General features: G+C 65.1%; 20 protein-coding genes. 6 read left to right on the top strand and 14 right to left on the bottom strand.

Going from position 1 to position 21,642, the window contains the following annotated elements; all coding sequences use genetic code 11:
* Window positions 1-184: 184 nt before the first annotated feature.
* On the top strand, window positions 185-1,090 hold the full coding sequence (locus tag OO306_RS05565) for a LysR family transcriptional regulator (RefSeq protein WP_099428736.1): 906 nt from the start codon (window positions 185-187) through the stop codon (window positions 1,088-1,090).
* A 58-nt stretch (window positions 1,091-1,148) separates the two neighbouring features.
* Entirely contained in the window at window positions 1,149-1,625 is a 477-nt protein-coding gene (locus OO306_RS05560) for an ester cyclase (protein WP_027592844.1), read from the top strand.
* Window positions 1,626-1,640: 15 nt separating this feature from the next.
* Here the strand turns inward: OO306_RS05560 and OO306_RS05555 are convergent, their stop codons facing one another.
* From OO306_RS05555 to OO306_RS05490, 14 genes are all read right to left on the bottom strand, one after another.
* A complete protein-coding gene (locus OO306_RS05555) occupies window positions 1,641-2,333 on the bottom strand; it encodes a response regulator (RefSeq protein WP_027592845.1) in 693 nt (230 codons plus the stop codon).
* The gene (locus OO306_RS05550; RefSeq protein ID WP_265967963.1) at window positions 2,330-4,984 is read right to left on the bottom strand and encodes a sensor histidine kinase KdpD; all 2,655 of its coding nucleotides are present in this window, start codon (window positions 4,982-4,984) and stop codon (window positions 2,330-2,332) included. Before OO306_RS05550 ends, OO306_RS05555 begins: the two co-directional genes overlap by 4 nt.
* Window positions 4,985-5,142: 158 nt before the next feature.
* Window positions 5,143-5,694, bottom strand: a complete 552-nt coding sequence (gene kdpC / locus OO306_RS05545) for a potassium-transporting ATPase subunit KdpC (RefSeq protein ID WP_265967961.1) — start codon at window positions 5,692-5,694, stop codon at window positions 5,143-5,145.
* A gap of 10 nt (window positions 5,695-5,704) precedes the next feature.
* Window positions 5,705-7,759, bottom strand: coding sequence for a potassium-transporting ATPase subunit KdpB (gene kdpB / locus OO306_RS05540; RefSeq protein WP_265967959.1), 2,055 nt, complete (start codon window positions 7,757-7,759; stop codon window positions 5,705-5,707).
* Window positions 7,760-7,768: 9 nt separating this feature from the next.
* Window positions 7,769-9,463: a potassium-transporting ATPase subunit KdpA gene (kdpA, locus tag OO306_RS05535; protein WP_265967958.1), complete on the bottom strand. Its 1,695-nt coding sequence runs from the start codon at window positions 9,461-9,463 to the stop codon at window positions 7,769-7,771.
* A gap of 9 nt (window positions 9,464-9,472) precedes the next feature.
* A complete protein-coding gene (gene kdpF, locus OO306_RS05530) occupies window positions 9,473-9,562 on the bottom strand; it encodes a K(+)-transporting ATPase subunit F (protein WP_033693985.1) in 90 nt (29 codons plus the stop codon).
* A gap of 234 nt (window positions 9,563-9,796) precedes the next feature.
* On the bottom strand, window positions 9,797-10,843 hold the full coding sequence (locus OO306_RS05525) for an AI-2E family transporter (protein ID WP_265967957.1): 1,047 nt from the start codon (window positions 10,841-10,843) through the stop codon (window positions 9,797-9,799).
* A 12-nt stretch (window positions 10,844-10,855) separates the two neighbouring features.
* Window positions 10,856-11,650 carry a DUF4892 domain-containing protein gene (locus tag OO306_RS05520; protein ID WP_265967956.1) on the bottom strand — a complete coding sequence of 265 codons (795 nt, stop codon included), beginning with the start codon at window positions 11,648-11,650 and terminating at the stop codon, window positions 10,856-10,858.
* Between the two features lie 109 nt (window positions 11,651-11,759).
* A complete protein-coding gene (locus OO306_RS05515; protein WP_265967955.1) occupies window positions 11,760-12,614 on the bottom strand; it encodes an alpha/beta hydrolase in 855 nt (284 codons plus the stop codon).
* Window positions 12,611-13,399 carry an alpha/beta fold hydrolase gene (locus OO306_RS05510; RefSeq protein ID WP_265967954.1) on the bottom strand — a complete coding sequence of 263 codons (789 nt, stop codon included), beginning with the start codon at window positions 13,397-13,399 and terminating at the stop codon, window positions 12,611-12,613. The genes OO306_RS05515 and OO306_RS05510 overlap by 4 nt, the downstream gene beginning before the upstream one ends.
* A gap of 94 nt (window positions 13,400-13,493) precedes the next feature.
* Window positions 13,494-13,847, bottom strand: coding sequence for a hypothetical protein (locus OO306_RS05505; protein WP_225935619.1), 354 nt, complete (start codon window positions 13,845-13,847; stop codon window positions 13,494-13,496).
* A gap of 98 nt (window positions 13,848-13,945) precedes the next feature.
* Window positions 13,946-14,404 carry a phosphohistidine phosphatase SixA gene (gene sixA, locus OO306_RS05500; RefSeq protein ID WP_085272572.1) on the bottom strand — a complete coding sequence of 153 codons (459 nt, stop codon included), beginning with the start codon at window positions 14,402-14,404 and terminating at the stop codon, window positions 13,946-13,948.
* Window positions 14,401-14,748, bottom strand: coding sequence for a DUF4389 domain-containing protein (locus OO306_RS05495; protein WP_027592856.1), 348 nt, complete (start codon window positions 14,746-14,748; stop codon window positions 14,401-14,403). The genes sixA and OO306_RS05495 overlap by 4 nt, the downstream gene beginning before the upstream one ends.
* A gap of 36 nt (window positions 14,749-14,784) precedes the next feature.
* Complete coding sequence (locus tag OO306_RS05490; protein ID WP_099428728.1) at window positions 14,785-15,810, bottom strand: NAD(P)H-dependent glycerol-3-phosphate dehydrogenase; 1,026 nt, start codon at window positions 15,808-15,810, stop codon at window positions 14,785-14,787.
* 136 nt (window positions 15,811-15,946) lie between these two features.
* Here OO306_RS05490 and OO306_RS05485 point away from each other — a divergent pair, with 136 nt between their 5' ends.
* From OO306_RS05485 to fabA, 4 genes are all read left to right on the top strand, one after another.
* The gene (locus OO306_RS05485; protein WP_265967952.1) at window positions 15,947-18,094 is read left to right on the top strand and encodes a TonB-dependent siderophore receptor; all 2,148 of its coding nucleotides are present in this window, start codon (window positions 15,947-15,949) and stop codon (window positions 18,092-18,094) included.
* Complete coding sequence (locus OO306_RS05480) at window positions 18,094-18,984, top strand: ABC transporter substrate-binding protein (protein ID WP_085272569.1); 891 nt, start codon at window positions 18,094-18,096, stop codon at window positions 18,982-18,984. Before OO306_RS05485 ends, OO306_RS05480 begins: the two co-directional genes overlap by 1 nt.
* Window positions 18,981-20,912 (top strand): ATP-binding protein, encoded by a 1,932-nt coding sequence (locus tag OO306_RS05475; RefSeq protein ID WP_027592860.1) that lies wholly within the window; start codon window positions 18,981-18,983, stop codon window positions 20,910-20,912. Before OO306_RS05480 ends, OO306_RS05475 begins: the two co-directional genes overlap by 4 nt.
* Window positions 20,913-21,119: 207 nt before the next feature.
* A complete protein-coding gene (fabA, locus tag OO306_RS05470; RefSeq protein ID WP_027592861.1) occupies window positions 21,120-21,635 on the top strand; it encodes a 3-hydroxyacyl-[acyl-carrier-protein] dehydratase FabA in 516 nt (171 codons plus the stop codon).
* The last annotated feature ends 7 nt before the right edge of the window (window positions 21,636-21,642 follow it).

The following is a 21,642-nucleotide window of genomic DNA, read 5'->3' as shown; positions in this document are numbered from 1 at the left end:
GGGATTGTTATAGGCTGTGAGGCCAGTGCCTTCGCACTATCCCGATCCCCTGTAGGAGCAGCCTTGTGCTGCGAAGAGGCCATAGGACCGCACAGTGAATCTTGCTGCTGTCACCGGCCTCTTCGCAGCACAAGGCTGCTCCTACACGCTACGCGGCTCAACCGATCAATCAGGTTTTCTGACAATGGCCTTCACCAGCGACTCACTTGCAGTTTTTCTGGCCGTACTGGAGGCAGGGTCATTTTCCGCAGCAGCGCGCAAGCTGGGCCGCGTGCCTTCGGCCGTGAGCATGGCCATCGCCCAGCTGGAAGCCGAGCTGGACATGGCCCTGTTCGACCGGGCCACGCGCAAAGCCTTGCCAACCAGCGCCGCCTTGGCCCTCGAACCCCAGGCCCGGCAGGTGATCTGCCAGCTCAACCTGCTCGACGCCCAGGCCCTGCAACTGCACAAGGGGCTGGAAAAGCGCCTGACCATCGCCATGGCCCCAGAGCTGCAAACCGGCCGCTGGAGCCAGCCGCTGGAAACCCTCGCGCAAGAATTCCCAAGCCTTGAGATCGAAGTGCGTTCGGCCACGCAAGCCGAAGCGATTCGTTTGCTGCATGACGGCAGCGTGCAGCTGGCGCTGGTTTTCGAACGGCCCGGCATCGATGAACGTGAGTCGTTTCTTGAAGCCGGCAGCCAGCTGCTGGTCGCCGTCGCGTCCCCCCGCCACCCCGCCGGGCGCAACAGCGGCACGCCACTGCCCGAAGAAGCCTTCGCCGAGCAACGGCAAATCATCGTGGCCTCCGGCAAAGCCACCGGCTCCGACCCGCGCATGGTGTTGTCGCGGCGCATCTGGCTGACCGACAGTTATCTGGCTACGCTGGATCTGGTGCAATCCGGCCTGGGGTGGGCCTACCTGCCGCAGCCGCTGGTCGAACCGTTGATTGCCTCGGGCGCCTTGGCCGAGGTGCGCTTCGACAACATGGCCAGCCGCTTACGGCTGTGGGTCGACATCATCTGGGTCAAACCGCGGCCACTGGGCCTGGGCGCGCGGCGCTACCTGGAAGTCGTACGGCAACTGTTCGAAAAGGAGCCGCCAAGGGCCTGACCACGCGCAATGGCCGTCCGGCCGACAACCCGCGGGCACGCCCGCAAGCGAGGCAAACATGCGTCCTTTGATTAGAGCGTTCTACCTGCTGTCGCTGTTCACCTTCGCCAGCCTCGCCCAGGCGGCCGAAACCCCCAGGCAGATCGTCGACGCCTACATGGCAGCCTGGAACGCCCATGACGCCGAAAAGGCCGCCAGCTACCTGGCCAAGGACGCCGAGTACTTCGACGTCACCGTCGGCACCCCGCAAAAGGGCCGCGAAGCCGCACGCGACAACGTGATCAAGGTGTTCGTGGGCGCGGTGCCAGACCTCAAATGGAAGATCAACGGCACGCCGATCGTCGACAAGGACGGCATCGCCTTCCAGTGGACCTTCAGCGGCACCAACACTGGCGCCTGGGACGCGCAAACGCCCGCCACCCACAAAGCACTGTCGTTCGATGGGGTGAGCTATGTGAAGGTCAAAGACGGCAAGATCATCTACCAAGGGGACTACTACGACGCCCTGGGCTTGCACAAGCAGTTAGGGTGGTAACAGCGGCCGGCATCATCAGGCGGGCGCGACCAACCGGTAGCCGACGCCCGCCTCAGTGATGATGAAACGCGGCGCCATGGGGTCATCCCCGAGTTTTTGCCGCAGGTGCCCGACCACGATCCGCAGGTAGTGGGTATCGTCCACATGGGTCGGCCCCCAAATGTCCTTGAGCAACTGCTGCTGGGTAATCACCCGGCCCGGGTGCCCGGCCAGCTGGGCCAGCAACGCATACTCCTTGCGGGTCAGCGCCACCTCGACGCCCTCCAGGGTCACACGGCGGAAGGCAAAGTCCACGGTCAACGGCCCGAAACTGGCCGCCACCTCGCCCCCGCCGGCCTGCGGCACCTGGCGCAGCAAGGCGCGCACCCGCGCCAGAAACTCCTGAATACCAAACGGCTTGGTCACGTAGTCATTCGCGCCGCCGTCCAGCGCATCGACCTTCTGCACCTCACTGGCCCGCACCGACAGCACCAGCACCGGCACTGCGCTCCACTCACGCAGTTCGCGCAGCACTTGCTGGCCGTCCATGTCCGGCAGGCCGAGGTCGAGCACCACCAGGTCGGGCTTCCCCAAGGCAGCCTGCGCCAGGCCCTCGCTACCGGTGGCGGCCTCGATCACCTTGTAGCCCTGGGACGTCAGGCTGATGCGCAAAAACTTGCGGATCTGCGGTTCGTCGTCGATGACCAGGAGGGTGGCGGACTGGCTCATGGGGCTTCGCTTTCGGCTTCAGGTTGAGGGGGCAGCGGCAAGCATAAAGTGATGCCGGTGCCCTGGCCATCGATCCCTTCACCCACCAGGATCTGCCCGCCATGGGCGCCGATCATGCCCTGGCAGATCGCCAGGCCCAGGCCAGTGCCCTGCCCGCCCCGGTCACCGCGGGCGGCGGTGTAGAACATGTCGAAAATCTTCTCCCGCTCGGCCACAGGAATGCCGGGGCCCTGGTCGCTGACGGCAATGCGCAGTTGTTCGCCCTGCACCGACACCTGCAGTTCCAGCCGACCCTGGGCCGGCGAGAAGCGTGCAGCGTTCTCCAGCACGTTGACCAGGGCCTGCTCGATCAGCGCCGCATGCACGAACAGCAACGGCAGCTCGGCCGGCACATCGGTGTGCACGCGCAGGGGGGCGAGCACCACCCGCAGGCGGTTCAGCGCACTGCCGACGATGTCCGCAGGGGCCACCCAGTCGCGGGCCAGTTTTAGACCGCCATGGCCCAGGCGGGTCATGTCGAGCAGGTTCTGGATGTAGCGGTCCAGGCGCTCGGCCTCATTGCGCGTGCCTTCCAGCAGCTCGCGGCGGTCGTCCTCGGGGATCGCCTCGCCCAGCGCCAGCAAGCTGTCAATGCTGCCGCGCATGGCGGTCAAGGGCGTGCGCAGGTCGTGGGAGACTGAGGCTAACAAGGCACTGCGCAATTGCTCGGTTTCGCCATGCAGGCGCGCCGCTTCCAATTGTTCGGCCAGGCGGGCGCGGGCCAGGGCTTGGGCCAGGGGTTGGCCCAGGGCCATGAGCAGGCGCCGGCGCTGGGCGCTGAGCGGGTCGCCAGAGCGCGGGCGCACGCCGAGCAAGGCCAGCGGGTGGTCATCGACCGCCAGAGGCCACCACCACCAGCGGCCATTGGGCAAGGTGTCGCTGCCATGGCCCGCCGCCTGCCCGTGCTGCCAGGCCCACTCGGCGGCGGCGCGCTCGTTGTCGCTGAGGCCGTGGGCCTCGCCGCTGGCCAGGTGCAGCTGGCCTTCGGGGTTACGTTCGAGCAGGCAGACTTGCACATCCTGCCAGCCGTCAAGGTGTTGGCCGGCGGCGTTGAACACCGCTTGGCGGTCGGCGGCAACGGTCAGGCGGCGGGATAAATCAAGCAACTGGTTGGTCTGCGCCTGCGTCTCGCGCAGCGCCTGCAACTGGCGGCGCTGGCGGGCCGCAAGGTTGCCGGTGAGGGCCGCCATCAGCAGGAAGAACACCAAGGTCAGCACGTCTTCCTCGCGCTGGATGCTGAACGAGAAATTGGGCGGGATGAACAGGAAGTCGTAGGTCAGAAACGACAGTGCGGCGCAGGCCAAGGCCGGCCCCAGGCTGCTGCGCACCGCAACCAGTAGCACGGCGGCAAGGAACACCAGGGAGATATTGGGCAGCGCCAGCACGCTGGACACGGCCCACGACAAACCGGCCGCCAGCAGTGTGGCAAGCAGGGCCAGCAGGTAGTGCCGCCACACCCATACCCGTTGCACCGCCGCACTGGCCGGGGCCGGCTGGGCATCGCGGTCGAGCACGTTGATCTCCAGGCCGTGGCTTTCGCGCAGCAGCCGCGCCGCTACACCGGCGCCGAAGAAGCGACGGCGCAGGCGATCACGCGACTGCCCCACCAGCACCAGGCTGGCCCGCCGCTCGCCGGCATGCTGGATCAGCGTGCGCGCCACTTCACCAGCGCGCAGCAGCACCACTTCGCCGCCCAGGCGCTCAGCCAGTTGCTGCGCGGCCTGCAGGCGTTGGCGTGCGGCTTCGTCGCGCAGCTTACCGTTGTCGACATGCACCAGGCTCCAGGGCAGGTGCCGGCGTTGTGCTACGCGGCTGGCGTGGCGCACCAGGCGTTCGGCCTGGTCGTCGCCATCGATGCCCACCAGCAGGCGCCCGCGCAGGGCCGGAGCTTCCTGCCCGCGCTGGCGGTAGCCGTGGGCCAGGTCGGCGTCGACCTGGGCGGCGGCGGTCTGCATGGCCAGTTCGCGCAATGCGGTGAGGTTGGTCTGGGAGAAATAGGCATCGATCGCAGCCCGCGCCTGCTCTGGCACGTACACCTTGCCTTCGCGCAAGCGCTCCAGCAATTCGCGCGGTGGCAGGTCGATCAAGACCAATTCGAACGCTTCCTGCAGTACCCAGTCCGGCAGGGTTTCGCGCACCTGCACGCCGGTGATGTCGCGGACCTTGTCGTTGAGGCTTTCCAGGTGCTGGACGTTGACCGTGGTGTACACGTCGATGCCGGCGGCGAGCAGTTCCTGAACGTCCTGCCAGCGCTTGGCGTGGCGGCTGCCGGGGGCGTTGGTGTGGGCCAGTTCGTCGACCAGGGCCAACGCAGGTGCGGCCTTGAGCAGGCCGTCGAGGTCCATTTCCTCAAGGGTGACGCCGCGGTACTCGCAGCGCAGCAGGGGCTGCTGGGGCAGGCCACCAAGCAGCGACTCGGTTTCGGCGCGGCCATGGGTTTCGACGACCCCGGCCAGCAGCTGTACGCCCTGGCGTTGCTGGCTGTGGGCGGCTTGCAGCATGGCGTAGGTCTTGCCCACACCCGGTGCGGCGCCAAGGAACACCTTCAGCCTGCCGCGACCTTCGCGCGGGAGGTTGGCCAACAGCGCGTCTGCGCGGGCGGAATCACTCATGTTTCATCCTTCGATTGTGCGGCGATCGGTGAATCTGGGCCTGCTTTGCAGGCCTTCGCGGGCAAGCCCGCTCCTACAGGGACCGCGCCACATTCTGCAGCTGCGCTATTACTGTGGGAGCGGGTTTACCCGCGAAGGGCCGCAACGCGGCCCAACTGTCAGCGACCCAATATCTCCAGGGCCTGGTTCAGCGCCAGGACATTGACCACAGGCGGCCCGATCAATGGGTGGAGGGTGGCCTCTTCCACCAGGGCTTGCAAGCGCTCAACAGGCACCTTGCGAGCCGCTGCCACCCGCGCTACCTGATAAGCCACCGCCTCCGGCGGCAAATGCGGGTCCAGGCCACTGCCTGAGGTGGTCAGCAAGGCTTGCGGCACAGGCCCTTGCTCAGCCCGGTACAGCCTCGCGGCCTCGCTGCCTACCCGCTCGGCCAGCGCCGGGTTGCTCGGCGACAGGTTGCTGGCACTGCTGGCAACCGTGGCATAAGCCCCTGCCGAGGGCCGCGAATGGAACCAGCCATCGCCTTGGAAATCCTGGGCGATCAGTGCCGAGCCGCGCACCTCGCCGCGCGCGTCACGCACCAGGCTGCCATTGGCCTGTTCAGGGAAGGCGACCTGGGCAATACCGGTCACCGCCAGCGGGTACAACGCGCCGGTGACCAGCGTCATCAACAAGGCCAGGCTCAAGGCCGGGCGTACATAAGTGTTCATGGCGGCCTCCTCAGACCAGGTGCAAGGCATTGAGCAGCATGTCGATCAGCTTGATCCCGGCGAACGGCACGATGATCCCGCCCAGCCCGTAGATCAGCAGGTTGCGCCGCAGCAGGTGGGCCGCGCTCGCCGCGTGCACCCGCACACCGCGCAGCGCCAGCGGGATCAACACGATGATGATCAGCGCGTTGAACACGATCGCCGACAAGATCGCGCTCTGCGGGCTGGCCAGGTGCATCAGGTTGAGCACGCCCAGCTGCGGGTAGATGGCCGCGAACAACGCCGGCAGGATGGCGAAGTACTTGGCCACGTCGTTGGCAATCGAGAAGGTGGTCAAGGCGCCACGGGTCACCAGCAGTTCCTTGCCCACCTGGACCACGTCGAGCAGCTTGGTCGGGTCGCTGTCCAGGTCGACCATGTTGGCCGCCTCACGGGCTGCCTGGGTGCCGTCGTTCATGGCCATGCCCACATCAGCCTGGGCCAGCGCCGGGGCGTCGTTGGCGCCGTCGCCGCACATGGCGACCAGGCGGCCGTCGTTTTGCTCCTGACGGATGCGCGCCAGCTTCTTCTCTGGGGTGGCCTCGGCCAGCACGTCATCGACCCCGGCCTCGGCGGCAATGGCAGCGGCCGTCAGCGGGTTGTCACCGGTCACCATCACGGTGCGGATGCCCAGCTTGCGCAGCTCGGCATAGCGCTCGCGAATACCGGGCTTGACCACGTCCTTGAGGTGGATCACCCCAAGCAAGCGCTTGTCGACACACACCAGCAGCGGCGTGCCGCCACTCTGGGCAATGCGCTCGACCTCGCGGGCCAATGCCGGCGGCATTTCCAGCCGTTGCAGGCCAACGAATGCCAGCACCGCATCGACAGCACCCTTGCGGTAGCGGTGCTGCTGGAAGTCGACACCCGACAACCGCGTCTCGGCGCTGAAGGCGATCGGTTCGAGCTGCTGCCCAGAGGGTTCGACGAAGTCGTGCAACTGGCGCAGGTACTCGACGATCGATTTGCCCTCGGCCGTGTCATCGGCCAGCGAGGCGAACAAGGCACCCTCCCCCAGCTCCTTGGCGGTGACGCCCGGCGCGGCATGCAGCGCGCTGCAGCGGCGGTTGCCGAAGGTGATGGTGCCGGTCTTGTCGAGCATCAGGGTGTGCACGTCGCCCGCAGCTTCCACCGCGCGGCCGGAACGGGCAATGACGTTGAGCCGGACCAGGCGGTCCATGCCGGCAATACCAATGGCCGACAGCAAGCCGCCGATGGTGGTGGGGATCAACGTCACCAGCAGTGCGGCCAGGAAGATCAACGGCAGGCTACCGCCGACAAAGTGGGCGAACGGCTGTAGGGTCACGACCACGATCAGGAAGATCAGGGTCAGGCCAATCAGCAGGATATCCAGGGCAATCTCATTGGGCGTTTTCTGCCGTTTGGCCCCTTCGACCAAGGCGATCATGCGGTCCAGGGTCGATTCGCCAGGGTTGCTGGTGATGCGGATCAGCAACCAGTCAGACACCAGCCGCGTGTTGCCGGTGACCGCCGAACGGTCGCCGCCGGACTCGCGGATCACCGGGGCCGACTCACCGGTGATGGCCGCCTCGTTGACCGCCGCGATGCCTTCGATTACCTCACCATCACCCGGGATCAGTTCACCCGCGATCACCTTGACCACATCGCCCTTGCGCAGCGCGGTCGCGGCAACCGTTTCGAAAGCGCCAGCGCTGTCGCGACGCTGGGCACTCAACCCCTGGCTCCCAGCCTTGAGGCTGTCGGCGCGGGCCTTGCCACGGCCTTCGGCGAGGGCTTCGGCGAAGTTGGCGAACAGCACGGTAAACCACAGCCACAAGGCAATTTGCACCGCCACTGTTGTGCTCACGCCACTGCCGGGGGCAAAACACAACACAGTGGTCAGCGCGGCAGTCAGCGCCACCACCAGCATCACCGGCGAGCGCTTGAGCTGCCGAGGGTCCAGTTTAACGAAGGCCTGGATCAGGGCCGGGCGCCAGAGCGCGGCGAAGCGGGTCTGGTCCTTGGCGCTGTGGGGGGCTTTTACTTCAGGAATGGGCATGTTCATGGTGGTTCCTCAGAAGCCCAGGCTCAGGTGTTCGGCAATTGGCCCGAGGGCCAAGGTCGGCAGGAAGGTCAGGCCACCCACCAACAGGATGGTCACTAGCAACAGGCCGGTGAACAGCGGGCCGTGGGTGGGGAAGCTGTTCAGCCCCTGGGGTGCGCTCTTTTTCGCCGCCAGGCTGCCGGCCAGGGCCAATATCGGCAGGATGTAGCCGAAGCGGCCGACCAGCATGGCCAGGCCGACCATCAGGTTGTGGTACACCGTGTTGGCGCCAAAACCAGCAAAGGCCGAACCGTTGTTGGCGGTGCCGGAGGTGTAGGCGTACAGCAGTTGGCTAAAGCCATGGGCACCGGGGTTGCTCACCGCCGCCGCCGGGCCCGGCAGGCTGGCGGCGATAGCGCCCAGCACCAGCACGCCGACCGGCATCACCAGCAAGGTCGCCACCAGCAGTTGCACCTCACGCGCCTGCAGCTTCTTGCCCAGATATTCCGGGGTACGGCCAATCATCAGGCCGGCCAGGAACACGGCGATCAGCACGAATAACAGCATGCCGTAGAGCCCCGCACCGACGCCGCCGAAGATCACCTCGCCGACCATCATGTTGACCATCGCAACCATGCCGGTCAGCGGGTTGAGGCTGTCGTGCATGGCATTGACCGAGCCATTGGAGGCTGCCGTAGTGGTCACTGTCCACAGCACCGAACCGGTGGTGCCGAAGCGGCTTTCCTTGCCTTCCAGCGGCGCGCTTTGCTGCACCTGCGCGCTCTGCAAGGCCGGGTTGGGCTGGTATTCGGACCACAGCGCTGTAGCCCCACCGATAAGGAACAGGCTCAGCATGCAGGCAAGAATCGCCCGGCTCTGGCGCAGGTCTTTCACGTAATGGCCGAAGGTGAACACCAGCGCCGCCGGGATGAGAATGATCGACGCCACCTCGAACAGGTTGCTCCAGGCCGTGGGGTTTTCGAACGGGTGTGCCGCGTTGACGCCGAAGAAGCCGCCGCCGTTGGTGCCCAACTGCTTGATGGCGATCTGGCTAGCCGCCGGGCCGAGGGGGATGGCCTGGTCAGTGCCTTGCAGGGTCAGTGCGTGCGCATAGTCGGCAAAGGTCTGCGGTACACCCTGCCACACCAGCAGCAGGGCCAGCACCAGGCACAGGGGCAACAACCCATAGAGCGTGGCCCGGGTCATGTCGACCCAGAAGTTGCCCAGGGTGGCGGCCGAACGGCGGGCAATGCCGCGGCACAGGGCCACAAGTACTGCCAGGCCAGTGGCAGCACTGACGAAGTTCTGCACCGTCAGGCCCAGCATCTGGCTCAGGTAGCTGACCGATGACTCGCCGCTGTAAGCCTGCCAGTTGGTGTTGGTGACGAAGCTTACGGCGGTGTTGAACGCCAGCGACCATTCCTGCCCGGGCAGTTGCTGTGGGTTGAGCGGCAAGTAGCCCTGCAACAACAGCACGGCAAACAACAACAGGAACCCGGCCAGGTTGAAGGCCAGCAACGCCAGAGTGTATTGCTTCCAGTTCTGCTCCTGGTCGGCGCGTACGCCTGCCAGTCGATAACAGGCCTGCTCAACCGGGCCCACCACCGGTGATAGCCAGGTGCGCTGGCCTTCCATCACCTTGTAGTAGAACCGCCCAAGCCAAGGTGCCGGTAGCAGCACGATGGCGAAAAACGCCAGTAACAAGGCAAAGTCGTAACTGTGCATGGCCACTCCCTAGCTGCGATCGGCGCGCAGCAGCGCCATCAGCAGGTAAATCGCCAATGCCACTGCCAGCAGCAGTGACAGCCCGTCGAGCATGTTCATGTGTGGAGCTCCCCGTGGTGCGGCGCTTGGGCCGCTTTGGGGAAATTGTCCGAGGGAGGGGCGTAAAGGGGCGAGATCGAGGGATGGATCAACGCATAAAGAAAGTGTAAAAACGCAGCCCCTTGTAGGAGCGGCCTTGCGTCGCGAAAGGGCTGCATAGCAGCCCCAGCGATTATCGTGGTAACGCTGAAATCTGGGGCTGCTTTGCAGCCCTTTCGCGACGCAAGGCCGCTCCTACAGGGGCTGCTGCCCGGCGTTGCGGCTCCAGTCCAGCAGCAGGCTATACCCCACCGCCAGCAAAGTCGGCCCGATGAATAGGCCAATGAAGCCAAAGGCGATCAACCCGCCGAACACACCCAGCAGCACGATGACCAGCGGCAGGTTGCCGCCACGGCTGATCAGGTAGGGCTTGAGCACGTTGTCCACGCCGCTGATGACGAAGGTGCCCCAGATACCCAGGAACACCGCCATGCCGTACTCCCCTTTCCACGCCAACCAGGCCGTCGCGGGGATCCACGCCAGGGGTGGCCCCATGGGGATCAGGCTGAGCATGAAGGTCACCAGGCCCAGCACGATGGCCCCGGGGACGCCGGCAATCAGGAAGCCGATCAGCGCAAGCAAGGCCTGGGCCGCTGCCGTGCCGATGACGCCGTTGACCACGCGTTGCACGGTGCCCGCCACCAGGTCCAGGTAGTACTCGGCGCGATCGCCGGTCAAGCGCTGCAACAGGCGCAGCACGAACGCTGACAGGCGCGGGCCGTCACGGTAGAAGAAGAACACGAAGACCAGGCTCAAGCTCAGTTCGAGCATGCCGCTGCCAATCTGCGCACTGCGCGCCAGCAACCAGTTGCCCACCTGGCCCAGGTAAGGCTTGATCGAAGCGATCAAGGCCGCACCTTGCTGGTCGAGCGATTGCCACCAATTGACCATGCGCTCACCCACCAGGGGAATGCTGCCCAGCCAGGCCGGCGCCTCGGGCAGGCCATCCACCTGCACATCACGGACAAACGCCGTGGCATCACGAATGTGATCCGCCAGGTTGAAACCCAGCCATACCAGCGGCAACGCCACGATAAGGATCCAGGCCGCCGTCAGCAGGCTGGCGGCCAACGTTTCGCGCCCGCCCAGCGCACGCGTCAGCAAGCGCATCAGCGGCCAGCTGGCAAAGGCCAAAATGGCGCCCCACAGCAGCGCCGAAATGAATGGTGCCATGACCCACAACGCAGCGCCGAGCAGCGTCAACAGGACGATCTGGATCAGCAGGCGGTCATTATTGGCCATGGCGGTGCTCGTTCAACGGATCAGTTCCAGGTGCAGGCCATCGGTGGGGGCGTTGCCGACCTCGAGCCGGTTGCTGCGCACGCCCGCCTTGACCAGTTGCTCACGCCACGCTTCGGCCTCTTTGCCGCTGAGGCTGGCGCGCAAGGTGCTGTCCAGGTTGAGGCTACGCCCCAACAACGCCACCCAGGCAGGTTGCGGCGTGCTCAGGTCAGGGTAGTCGAGCTTGCCGGTGTCGCGCATTTCGCGCAGCACCGTGGCGGCCGTGGGCAGCAGCTCACCCAGCGGGCTGGCGGCGACGAACTCTTCCACGTGCAGGTAGGCGCGGCGGTTGCCGCGGGTGACGCTGTACAACGCCACCAGTGTGTCGGCCTCTTCTGCAGAACGGCGCAGGAGGATGAACGCCTGCTGCTCGTCACCGCCATTGAGCCGTGCACTGCCGAATACATCATTGGCCCAAAGGCTGGCTTCGCCGCAGTCGCGGCCCTGGCACCAGAACAACGGGTAACCCCCGTCGTGTTGCAGTGCTTCGCGGGCGCTGGTGAACGCTTCGCGGGCCGTGCGCTCCACCGGCAGTTCATAGGTGACCGAGCTGACCTGGCCACGGCTTTCGACCTTGTCGTCGACCCGCAGGCGGCCGCTGATCTTGCGCAAAGGCCCCATGGGGTACACGCGCTCCTGCTCCACTGCAGGGCGTTGGTCGACCACTTTGGCATCCACGGGAACGGGCAGGCTACCTGCCCACAGCAAGGGGCTGGCGAGCACGAAGCAGGCAGCGAGGGTAGTACGGAGGGTTACGGGCGCGCTCATCGGCAGCCCAGTCGGCGCGGAGCGCCGAAGCTAAGGTCCAGCGTGTCTGGCATGTGCATGGTTGTCTCCCTGTTCAACCCGCCAAGCCTCGGCACTTGTCCGGTGCAAGTCAAGCAAAGCCAAAGAAGCGATTGAAACAGTCTGCGACAAGGGCCGCGCCCTGCTCATCGTTCAGGTGCAGGTGATGCCCCCCAGGCAGCGTCACCTGCTCAAAGCGTAGCTGCTCCAGCAACTCAGTGTGGCGCGCCAGCATGCCGTCGGCGGCCACCACCAGGCAGGCCGGGCAACTCACCCGCCTGACAAAGGCCATGGCTTGCGCGTGGCTCAGGCGAACAGGGGACGGCAAGGTCAGGCGGCTGTCGCTGCGCCAGCTGTACCCGCCCGCTACTGGCATCAGCCCACGCCGGGCCAACAGTTCGGCTGCCTCGCGGCTGACGGCGACCATACCCTTCATGCGCGCCTGCACGCCCTGCTCCAACGCCGGGTAGACGGATTTACGTTTGCCATCCAGGCGCAGCTGCGCCTGCAATGCCATGCCCAGGCGTTCACCGGCGTCCTGCTCGGCCCCGGTGGGCGGAATGACGCCATCGATCAGCGCCAGGTGGCTGACCCGCTCCGGCAAGGCGCCCGCCAGTTGCACCGAGATGATCGCCCCCAGTGAATGGCCCAGCAAGGCAAAGCGCTGCCAACCCAACTGCTCGGCCACCCGCAACACATCGTGGGCGTAGTCGGCCAGGGCGTAACTGGCGCCAGGCGGGCGATGCTCCGAGTAACCATGGCCCGCCAGGTCCAGGGCGACGATGCGCAGGCCCTGCAGCCGGGGCGCCAGCCGGGCAAAGCTGTTGGCGTTGTCCAGCCAGCCGTGCAGGGCAATCACCGGCAGCCCATCCTCAGGGCCGAACAGGTGCGCAGCCAGTTCGATATGGCCCAGGCTCAGGCGGATTTCCTCCATGTGCGCGCTCATTCGTGGCTCCAACGGTCGAACAGGCCCTTGATCAGGCTGGCGGTGTCGGTCGGGCGTTCCAGGGGGAACATGTGCCCGCCCGGCACGCTGTGGTACTCGCCTTTGGCCATGCCGCGCACGGCCAGCGTGTGGTGCCGGCGGATCACGTTGCTGCGCTCGCCGCGCACCATCGCCAGTGGTACCTGCAGTTGCCGGGCAGGTGCTGGGCTGGCGTGGGGGATGCTGCGGTAGATACTGATCTCGGTAGCCGGGTCGAAACGCAGGCGAAGCCCTTCTTGCGCGGGCTCCAAGCCATGCTCCAGGTAGGCTTCCAGGCAGTCGGGGTCAAAGTGGCGGAACAAGCGTTTGCTGGCGAAATAGTCCCGTGCGCTGTCGCGGTCGGCAAACGCCTCGCGCCGGCCCAAAGTGCGGCCGGCCGGGGTGATGCGGTCGATAAAGCCAAAACGCTTGGCAGTGCGCAGCAGCCATTGATCGGCGCGGGTCAGCACCGGCGAGTCCAGCATCACCACCCCGCGGTAATACTCGGGGCAACGCAAGGCGGCATGCAAGTGCAGTACCCCGCCCAACGAATGGCCAACCCCCCAGACCGGCGCGTCCCGCTGTGCCAGGTGGTGCAGCAATTCATCGACCAGGTTCTGCCAGTTTTCATTCACCGGGAAGCGCGGGTCGTGGGCATGCTGGGGCAGGTGGTGAACGTGATAGTCCGGCGCCAGGGCAGCGAACAGCTTGCCGTAGGTGGCAGACGGGAAACCATTGGCGTGGGCGAAGAAGATGTGCTGCGACATGGCGCCTGGTCCGGACGGTGGGAGGATGGCCCATTGTCGGCATCGCGGGGCCGCTCGGCAATGTCCGGAAAGGTCATCGGCGAGGGCTATCAGGTCATCGGGTACGCACAAAACTGGCCAGCGAACGCTGCAGGCAGGCCTGCATATAGGCCAGCTGGCTCTCGAGCACTTCACGCGCCAGGCACTGGTCCTCATAGTCGAGCTGCAATCGGCGCAGCGCCAGGCAACTGGTCTGCAGCAAGCGGGACACCCGCAGGCAGGCTTCCTGCAACTCGCCCAGGTCGTCTTTAGCATCGCCCACCTTGCCCATCAGGTGGTAAAGCTTGGCGTCGGCCGAGTCGCGCAACACGCTGTACTGGGCAAAGTCCAGCACCACGCCTTCCTGCACTTTGTCTACTGTGGGTTGCAAGTCCAGTGAACGTAACAGCGCTTGCATATCACCCTTCATCAACTGCTCCCTGCCTGGCCACTCATTCGATGTGGCGCCACGCTAGCAAGCGGTCGAGTGAAGCGGCAACTGGCAGAAATGCCAGTTGCCAAGAGGCGTCAGGCTGGCGAACTGATTGCGCGCAAGGTCATCAGGCCTGCCAACGGCCACTCCCCCTCCAGCTCCGCCAGGCTGGCGGTGCTCATGGGCGCCGGTTGCTGTACATGGCCATGCTCCAGGGCACAGACCAAGGCCCCCACCAGTGGTTGGTGGCTAACCAACAGCACGTGCTCCAGGCCGAGCTTTTCGATTTCACCGATCACCTGCTGCACATTGCTGTCCGGCGTCAGCCAGGCCACGGTGCGCACTGGCGCGGGAAAATCCAAGGTGTCATGCACCAGCGCTGCCGTTTGCTGGGCACGGACATAAGGGCTGGCGATGATGGCCTGCAACGGCTGCCCAAGCAGGCGCGCGGCACTGTGCAGCACCTGCTCGCGGCCATGGCTGGTCAGGCGGCGTTCGGCGTCGCTGTTGGCCCGAGGCTCTGCCTCACCGTGGCGCAGCACCCACAGCTTCACAGCTTGGGCTCTTCGTCACGCACCGGGTGCGGCGCGGGTGCCACAGCATGGGGCGCCTCACCTTCTGGGGCGCGCGGGGCTGGCCAGTCGGCGAATGGCCAAGGCTTCTGGTCGCTGTGAAAGCTGCCGAAGCGGCCGATCTGCGCCAGGTACTGGCTGAGGCTATCGCCGAAGTTCATCAGGCTGGCGCTGGGGGCGCCGTAGACCAAGCGGTAGATCAGCTGTACCAGCACCAGGCCGCCCAACAGCAGCTCGGCCAATTGCCAGACCACCAGGAACACCAACATCCACAGCACCCGCAGGATGATCGACTCGCGCTGGGCGCGTTCGGGCGTATCGTTCATGTGTCGCTCCTTGTTCCGGTCGAAGCCGCTGACGGCTTAATTAAAACCACTGATGGAAATGAAATCGACGTCGGTCTTGGGTTCGGCGCGCATCAGGTGCTCGATCACCTGGTTCAAGGTACGGCCCTCGAACAGGATGGCGTGCAGGCCCGCCACCAGCGGCATGTACACCTGAACTTCCTGCGCCTTGGCCTTGAGCACCTTGAGGGTGTTCACCCCTTCGGCCACTTCGCCCAGCCGATTGACAGCCTGCTCCAGGCTCAGGCCTTGGCCCAGGGCGTGGCCGACCTGATAGTTGCGGCTCTTGGGCGAGGAACACGTAACGATCAGGTCACCGACACCGGCCAGGCCCAGGAAGGTCATGGGGTTGGCACCCTGGCTCACGGCGAAGCGGGTCATCTCGGCCAGGGCACGGGTAATCAGCATGCTCTTGGTGTTCTCGCCCATGCCCAGGGCAACGGCCATGCCGGCAATAATGGCGTAGACGTTTTTCAGTGCCCCGCCCAGTTCGACCCCGAAGCGGTCGGCACTTGCGTAGACGCGGAAGGTACGCCCGTGCAATACCGCCTGCACCTGTTGGCAGAGTTGTTCATCTTCGCTGGCGACCACGGTGGCGGTCAGCGCATGTTCGGCGATTTCGCGGGCCAGGTTTGGCCCCGACAGGACGCCGATACGGGCTTGAGGTGCGATTTCTTCGATGATCTGGCTCATCAGCTTGAAGCTCTGCGCCTCGATACCCTTGGTCAGGCTGACCAGGCCCTTGCCGCGCAACAACTCGGCATGGGGTGCCAGCACGCTGCGCAAGGCGCTCGACGGCAAAGCGACGAACACCAGGTCGCAGGCCTGCAAGGTGCCCAGCAGGTCGTTGACCGGCTCTACGCCGTCGTGCAGGCGAATGCCTTTGAGGTAGCGTGGGTTCTCGCGGTTGACACGCATGGCCTCGGCCTGCTCGGGGTCGCGCATCCATTGGCGCACCGGCACACCGTTTTCCGCCAGCAGGTTCGCCACGGCGGTGCCGAAGCTGCCGCCTCCCAGAACTGCAACAGGCTGCTGTTCAGTCATATCTAATCCGTTAAAGCCAAAAGTTAAGTGGCGACGCTGCATTATACGGTGCGTATTCGACAGGGCCAGTGCCAGCGCCTACGAAAGGGCTGCAAGGAAGCCCTGATCACTGGCAAAAGCCCTGCGGTCGGTTAACATGCCTGTTTCATCCCTGAAACAAGGTCGTACCGTGTTCCCAGGCACGCCTCCTTACCCGCGTCTTCTGCTTCTGACTGCCCTGCTCGGCGGCCCGGCCATGGCCGACGATCTGTTCATCGACAACACCGACCTGCCGCAGGTTCTGACCGCCACCCGGCTCAAACAATCCCCGGCGGCGGTCCCTGGCAGCATGACCGTGCTCGACAGTGAGCTGATCCGCGCCAGCGGCGCCCGCGATATCCCCGAACTGCTGCGCCTGGTGCCGGGCATGATGATCGGCTACGGCGCCGGCAACCAGCCGACGGTCAACTACCATGGCAGCAACGTCAACGACGCGCGGCGCATGCAGGTGCTGATCGATGGCCGCTCGGTGTACCGCGCGGGCCTGGCGACGGTGGACTGGAGCGACATCCCCCTGGCCATGGAAGACATCGAGCGCATCGAGGTGTTCCGCGGCCCCAACACGGTCAGCTATGGCGCCAACGCCTTGATGGCCGTGGTCAACATCCTCACCCGCAACCCGGCGGACAGCCATGGCACGCGCCTCAAGGTCACCCGCGGCGAGGATGGCATCAACGATTTCTACGCCAGCCATGGTTTTGGCTGGGACGGCGGCGACATGCGCCTGTCGGTGTCCGGCCAGCAAGACGATGGCTTCGATCAGGACCAGTACGGCCAGGACTACCGTGACAGCCGCCGCCTCACCCGCTTCAACCTCAGCGCCAGCCACACCCTGGCCCCCGACCAGACCCTGGAATGGCAACTGGCGGCCAAGGAAGGCAGCAACCAGCGCCCCTATACCTACCAGCCGGTGTTCCCCTACGTCACCGAGCGCGGTGACAACACCGACGCCAACGCCAAGGATTACGCGGGTTCGGTACGCTGGAACATCGACTTCAACCCCGAGCACAGCCTGTACGTCCAGGGTTCGGCCCAGCACTTCGACCGCCAGCAAGTCTGGCGCGCCTGCGATGCCGCGCTGTCGTTCAGCCCAGAGCTGACCCGCCTGTGGCAGTTGAACCCGAACTTTGCCGAGCGGGTGGCGCGCGGCGCAAACGCTCCACCGCGCAGCAGCAACCCCGAAGAACAGGCGCTGGTCGATGCCATCAAGGACCAGTGGAACAACCAAGGTGGCCGCGATGTGGTCTGCGGCGATGTCGACCAGAGCACCCGCGAAACCCGCTACGACCTGGAAATCCAGGACACCCTGAGCCTGACCGACAGCCTGCGCCTGCTCAGCGGCATGAACTACCGCTATGATCGTGCCGACTCGCAGACGTACTTCAATGGCAGCCTCGTCGACCAGACCTGGCGCCTGTTCGGCCAGTTGGAATGGCGGGCCGACGAACACTGGATCATCCAGGGCGGGGCGATGTTCGAAGACGCGCGCCTGTCTGGCAGTTCGCTGACCCCACGGGTGGCGGTCAACTACCTGATCACCCCGCGCCATGGCCTGCGTGCGGTCTATTCCGAAGCGGTACGCTCCCCCGACATGTTCGAGAACAACGTCAACTGGAGCTACACGGTCAAAAACCTCAACCCCAGTGCGTTTGGCCAGCCGCACGGTGAGTATTTCGTCAAGACCCGCGGCCCGGGCGACCTCGAGCAAGAGCGCATGCGCTCGCGCGAGCTGGGCTACAACGGCTATTTCAGCGACATCGACCTGAGCATGGATGTGAAGCTGTTCTACGACGAGATCACCGGAATGATCAGCGAGCCTTTGAAGAACAACCAATACATCGCCAGCAACAGCAACAAGGCGCGTTTCACCGGCAGCGAGGCGCAACTGGACTGGCGCCCCACCCTGCGTGACCGCCTGCGCGTGACCTACGCCTACGTCGACGCCTGGGCCAGCAACCCCGACGACCGCCGCCTCAGCGCCCGCAACAGCGGCTCGGCGGGCTGGATGCGCGAGTGGGGCGACGGCTGGTCGAGTGCGCTGTTCTATTACGGTGACGATGCCCTCAACCAGTACCGCTACGAGCGCCTGGACCTGCGCCTGGCCAAGCGCTTCCGGGTACAGGGCAGCAACCTTGAGCTGGCGGCGCTGTGGCAACAACGCCTGGACGATGAGCCCACGACTGCGCTGCAAAACCGCTACGACAGCCGCCACCGCCTGAGTGTTAGCGCGGAGCTGGAGTTCTGATGGCCCGCCTGCTGCGCGTGCTGCTGCTTTGCCTATGGCCCCTGGGGCCGCTGTCCGCCGGTGAAATCTTGCTGGTCGGTGGCGAGGATCAGCCCGGCATTCGCAGCTTCGTCGCCGCATTCGAAAGCCATCGCCCGCATGACCGGGTGCGTTTCCAAACCACTGCCGACTTGCCCCGCCCAAGCCAGCTCAAGGGCGATCAACGCCTGGTGCTGCTTGACAGTGCCGCGCTGGATTGGCGCCTGAGTGAAAACGCCGGGCCACCAGCATTGGCCATGCGGGTCAGCCGAGTACAGGCTGAACAGCGCCTGGGAAAGTCGCGCCCCCCCTTCCTTACACTGCTGTGGAGCGACCCGCCCCTGGCCCGGCAACTGCGCCTGGCGCGCTACCTGCTGCCACAGGCGCAACGCATCGGGGTGCTTTACGGTAGGCAAAGTGCCTTTTTGCTTGATGAACTGCGCCATGCCGCCCGCCCGCTGGGCCTGGAGATCATTGCCCAGGACTGGCCCGACCAACGTGACAGCCGGCCCCTGCAACAGCTGTTAGGCAACAGCGATGTGCTGCTGGGCCTCGACGACCCCGCCCTGTACAACCCCAAGACGGCGAAAAACCTGCTGCTCAGCAGCTACGGCCGGCAAATGGCGTTGATTGGCCCAAATGCCGGCTTCGTTCGCGCAGGCGCCCTGGCCAGCACCTACAGCGACCAGGACGACTGGCTGGCCGTGCTCGACCATTTGCTCGACCAGCCACCCGCGCGCTGGCCGCGAAGCCTTTACCCGGCGCGCTACGGCGTCAGTGGCAACCAGCAGGTGGCACGCGCCCTGGGCCTTGAACCGATCGACCCGAACGCCGCTGCCAAGGCCCTGGCCGAAGGAGAATCCACCCCATGAGCAGACGCCTGAGCTGGGACATCCACACCCGTACCCAGATCATCAGCCTTGGCCCGGCCCTGCTGCTGACCTTGCTGCTGATCAGCTTCTTTACCTTCGTGCGTATCCAGGACTTGCGCCAGGAACTCAACCACACCGGCCAGCTGATCGCCAACCAGCTGGCGCCCGCCTCCGAATACGGGGTTATCTCGGGCAACAACGAGGTGCTCGAAGGGCTGATGCGCGCCACCCTGAGCATTCCGCACGTGCGCTTTCTCGAGGTGCAGGACAGCCGCAACCACATCCTGGTCTACGTCGAGCAGTCCGACGAAAGCGCCAACCGGGCGCAGCAAGTGGAAGTGTTCCAAGCGCCCATCCGCCTTCAGCAAATCCGCCTGGACACCGACTTCCTGCAGCCCGGCAACACCTCCACACCGGCCATTGGCGACGACTACCTGGGGCGGGTGATCGTGGGCATGTCCGATGACGCCTTCAGCCAGCGCCAGCAGGAAATCGTCATCAAGGCGGGCATCCTGGCCCTGTTCGCCCTGCTGTTCACCTTCCTGCTGGCCCGCCGCCTGGCCATGAGCCTGGCCAAGCCGATCAGCGACATGGGCCACGCGGTCAAGGCCATTCAGCAAGGCGAGTACAACACGCCCCTGCCCGTGGTGGATGACAGTGAACTGGGCCATCTGGCGCACCACATCAACAACCTGGCCAACGCCCTGGAGCAAGCCAGTGACGAGCAGAAGCGCGCCATCGCCCAGTTGACCCAGGCCCGTGAAGAAGCCGAACAGGCCAACCGGGCCAAGTCGGACTTCTTGGCGATGATGAGCCATGAGCTGCGCACCCCCATGAATGGCGTGCTGGGCATGCTGCAATTGCTCGAAACCACGCCCCTGACCAGCGAGCAGGCCGAGTACACCGCCGTTGCCAGCGAGTCCACCGGGCACCTGCTCAAGGTCATCAACGACATTCTCGATTTCTCGCGCATCGAACGCACCGCACTGGAGCTGGAGCGCATCGACTTCAACCTCGGCGAGCTGATCGCCAGCAGTGTCCAGTCGTTCCAGCACAGTGCCCAGCAACGTGGCCTTGGCTTGCACCTGAACATGCCGACGGGCATCGAGCACCTGAACGTGAACGGCGACCCCACGCGTATTCGGCAGATTCTGCTGAACCTTGTCGGCAATGCCCTGAAATTCACCGAGCAGGGCCAGGTGCAGGTCGAAGCGCGCTGCCAGGTGCTGGACCGCCAACTGCTGTGGTTTACCTGCAGCGTGCGCGACACCGGTATCGGCATCGACAGCGACCGCCTGGAAATGATGTTCGTCGCCTTCCAGCAGGCCGACAGCTCGATTTCCCGGCGCTATGGCGGCACTGGCCTGGGCCTGTCGATCGCACGTACGCTGGCCGAGCGCATGGGCGGCAAGCTGCGCGGTGAGAGCCGCGAAGGCCTGGGCTCGACCTTTACCCTGGAAATGCCCTTGGCCCTGGCCGCACCGGCCCAGGCGCCACTGCCCGGGGCGGTGCGTGAACAGCGCCCACTTACCGGAAGCGAGCGGGTGCTGCTGGTAGAGGACAACCCGGTCAACCAGAACGTCATCGAAGCCATGCTGCGCAGCCTGGGGCTTGAGGTGAGCGTGGCGGCAGACGGTATCCAGGCGGTCGAACAGGTCAGCCAGCAACCGTTCGCCGCCATTCTGATGGACTGCCGGTTGCCGAACCTGGATGGCTATGAAGCCACCCAGCGCATCCGCCTGCTGCCAAACGGCATCCACGTGCCGATCATCGCCTTGACCGCTAACGCCTTGCAGGGCGACCGTGAGCGTTGCATGGCCGCGGGCATGGACGACTACCTGAGCAAACCCTTGCGCCGCACCGAGCTGCAGCGGGCGCTGCAACGCTGGTTACCCGGTCAGACAACCGCGACTGGCGATAAATGCTAAAGTGCGGCAGTCTTAAGGACTGGACAGGACGTTCTTCGGACCTGAAAATAGACGTTTCAGTGAACACCTGTACTTCTTTCGCCAGGTGCACTGTGACTTTCACCACAACGCAATAGTCTACCTGTAGGCTGCCGCCCCGGAGTCATCGCTTTTCGGGCCGGCCGGGAAGATTCATCCCCTGCCGCAGGGGGTTATTGAGGAGCTCGCATGACCAAACAACACGCCTTTACTCGGGAAGACCTGCTGCGCTGCAGTCGCGGTGAGCTGTTCGGCCCAGGTAATGCGCAACTGCCCGCGCCGAACATGCTGATGGTCGATCGCATCACCCATATCAGCGAAGAAGGCGGCAAGTACGGCAAAGGTGAATTGGTCGCCGAGCTGGATATCAATCCGGACCTGTGGTTCTTCGCCTGCCACTTCGAAGGCGACCCGGTGATGCCGGGCTGCCTGGGCCTTGACGCCATGTGGCAGCTGGTCGGTTTCTTCCTCGGCTGGCAAGGCCTGCCGGGCCGCGGCCGTGCGCTGGGTTCGGGTGAAGTGAAGTTCTTCGGCCAGGTATTGCCTACCGCCAAGAAAGTCACTTACAACATTCATATCAAGCGCGTCCTGAAGGGCAAGCTGAACATGGCCATCGCCGATGGCTCGGTCAGCGTCGACGGCCGCGAGATCTACACCGCCGAAGCCCTGCGGGTCGGCGTGTTCACCTCCACTGACAATTTCTAAGGGTTAT

The organism is Pseudomonas sp. DCB_AW (genome assembly GCF_026240895.1).
Classification (GTDB): Bacteria; Pseudomonadota; Gammaproteobacteria; order Pseudomonadales; family Pseudomonadaceae; genus Aquipseudomonas; species Aquipseudomonas kermanshahensis.
The sequence above is the reverse complement of the archived record's forward strand: the minus strand, read 5'-3'. Positions and strand labels throughout refer to the sequence as shown.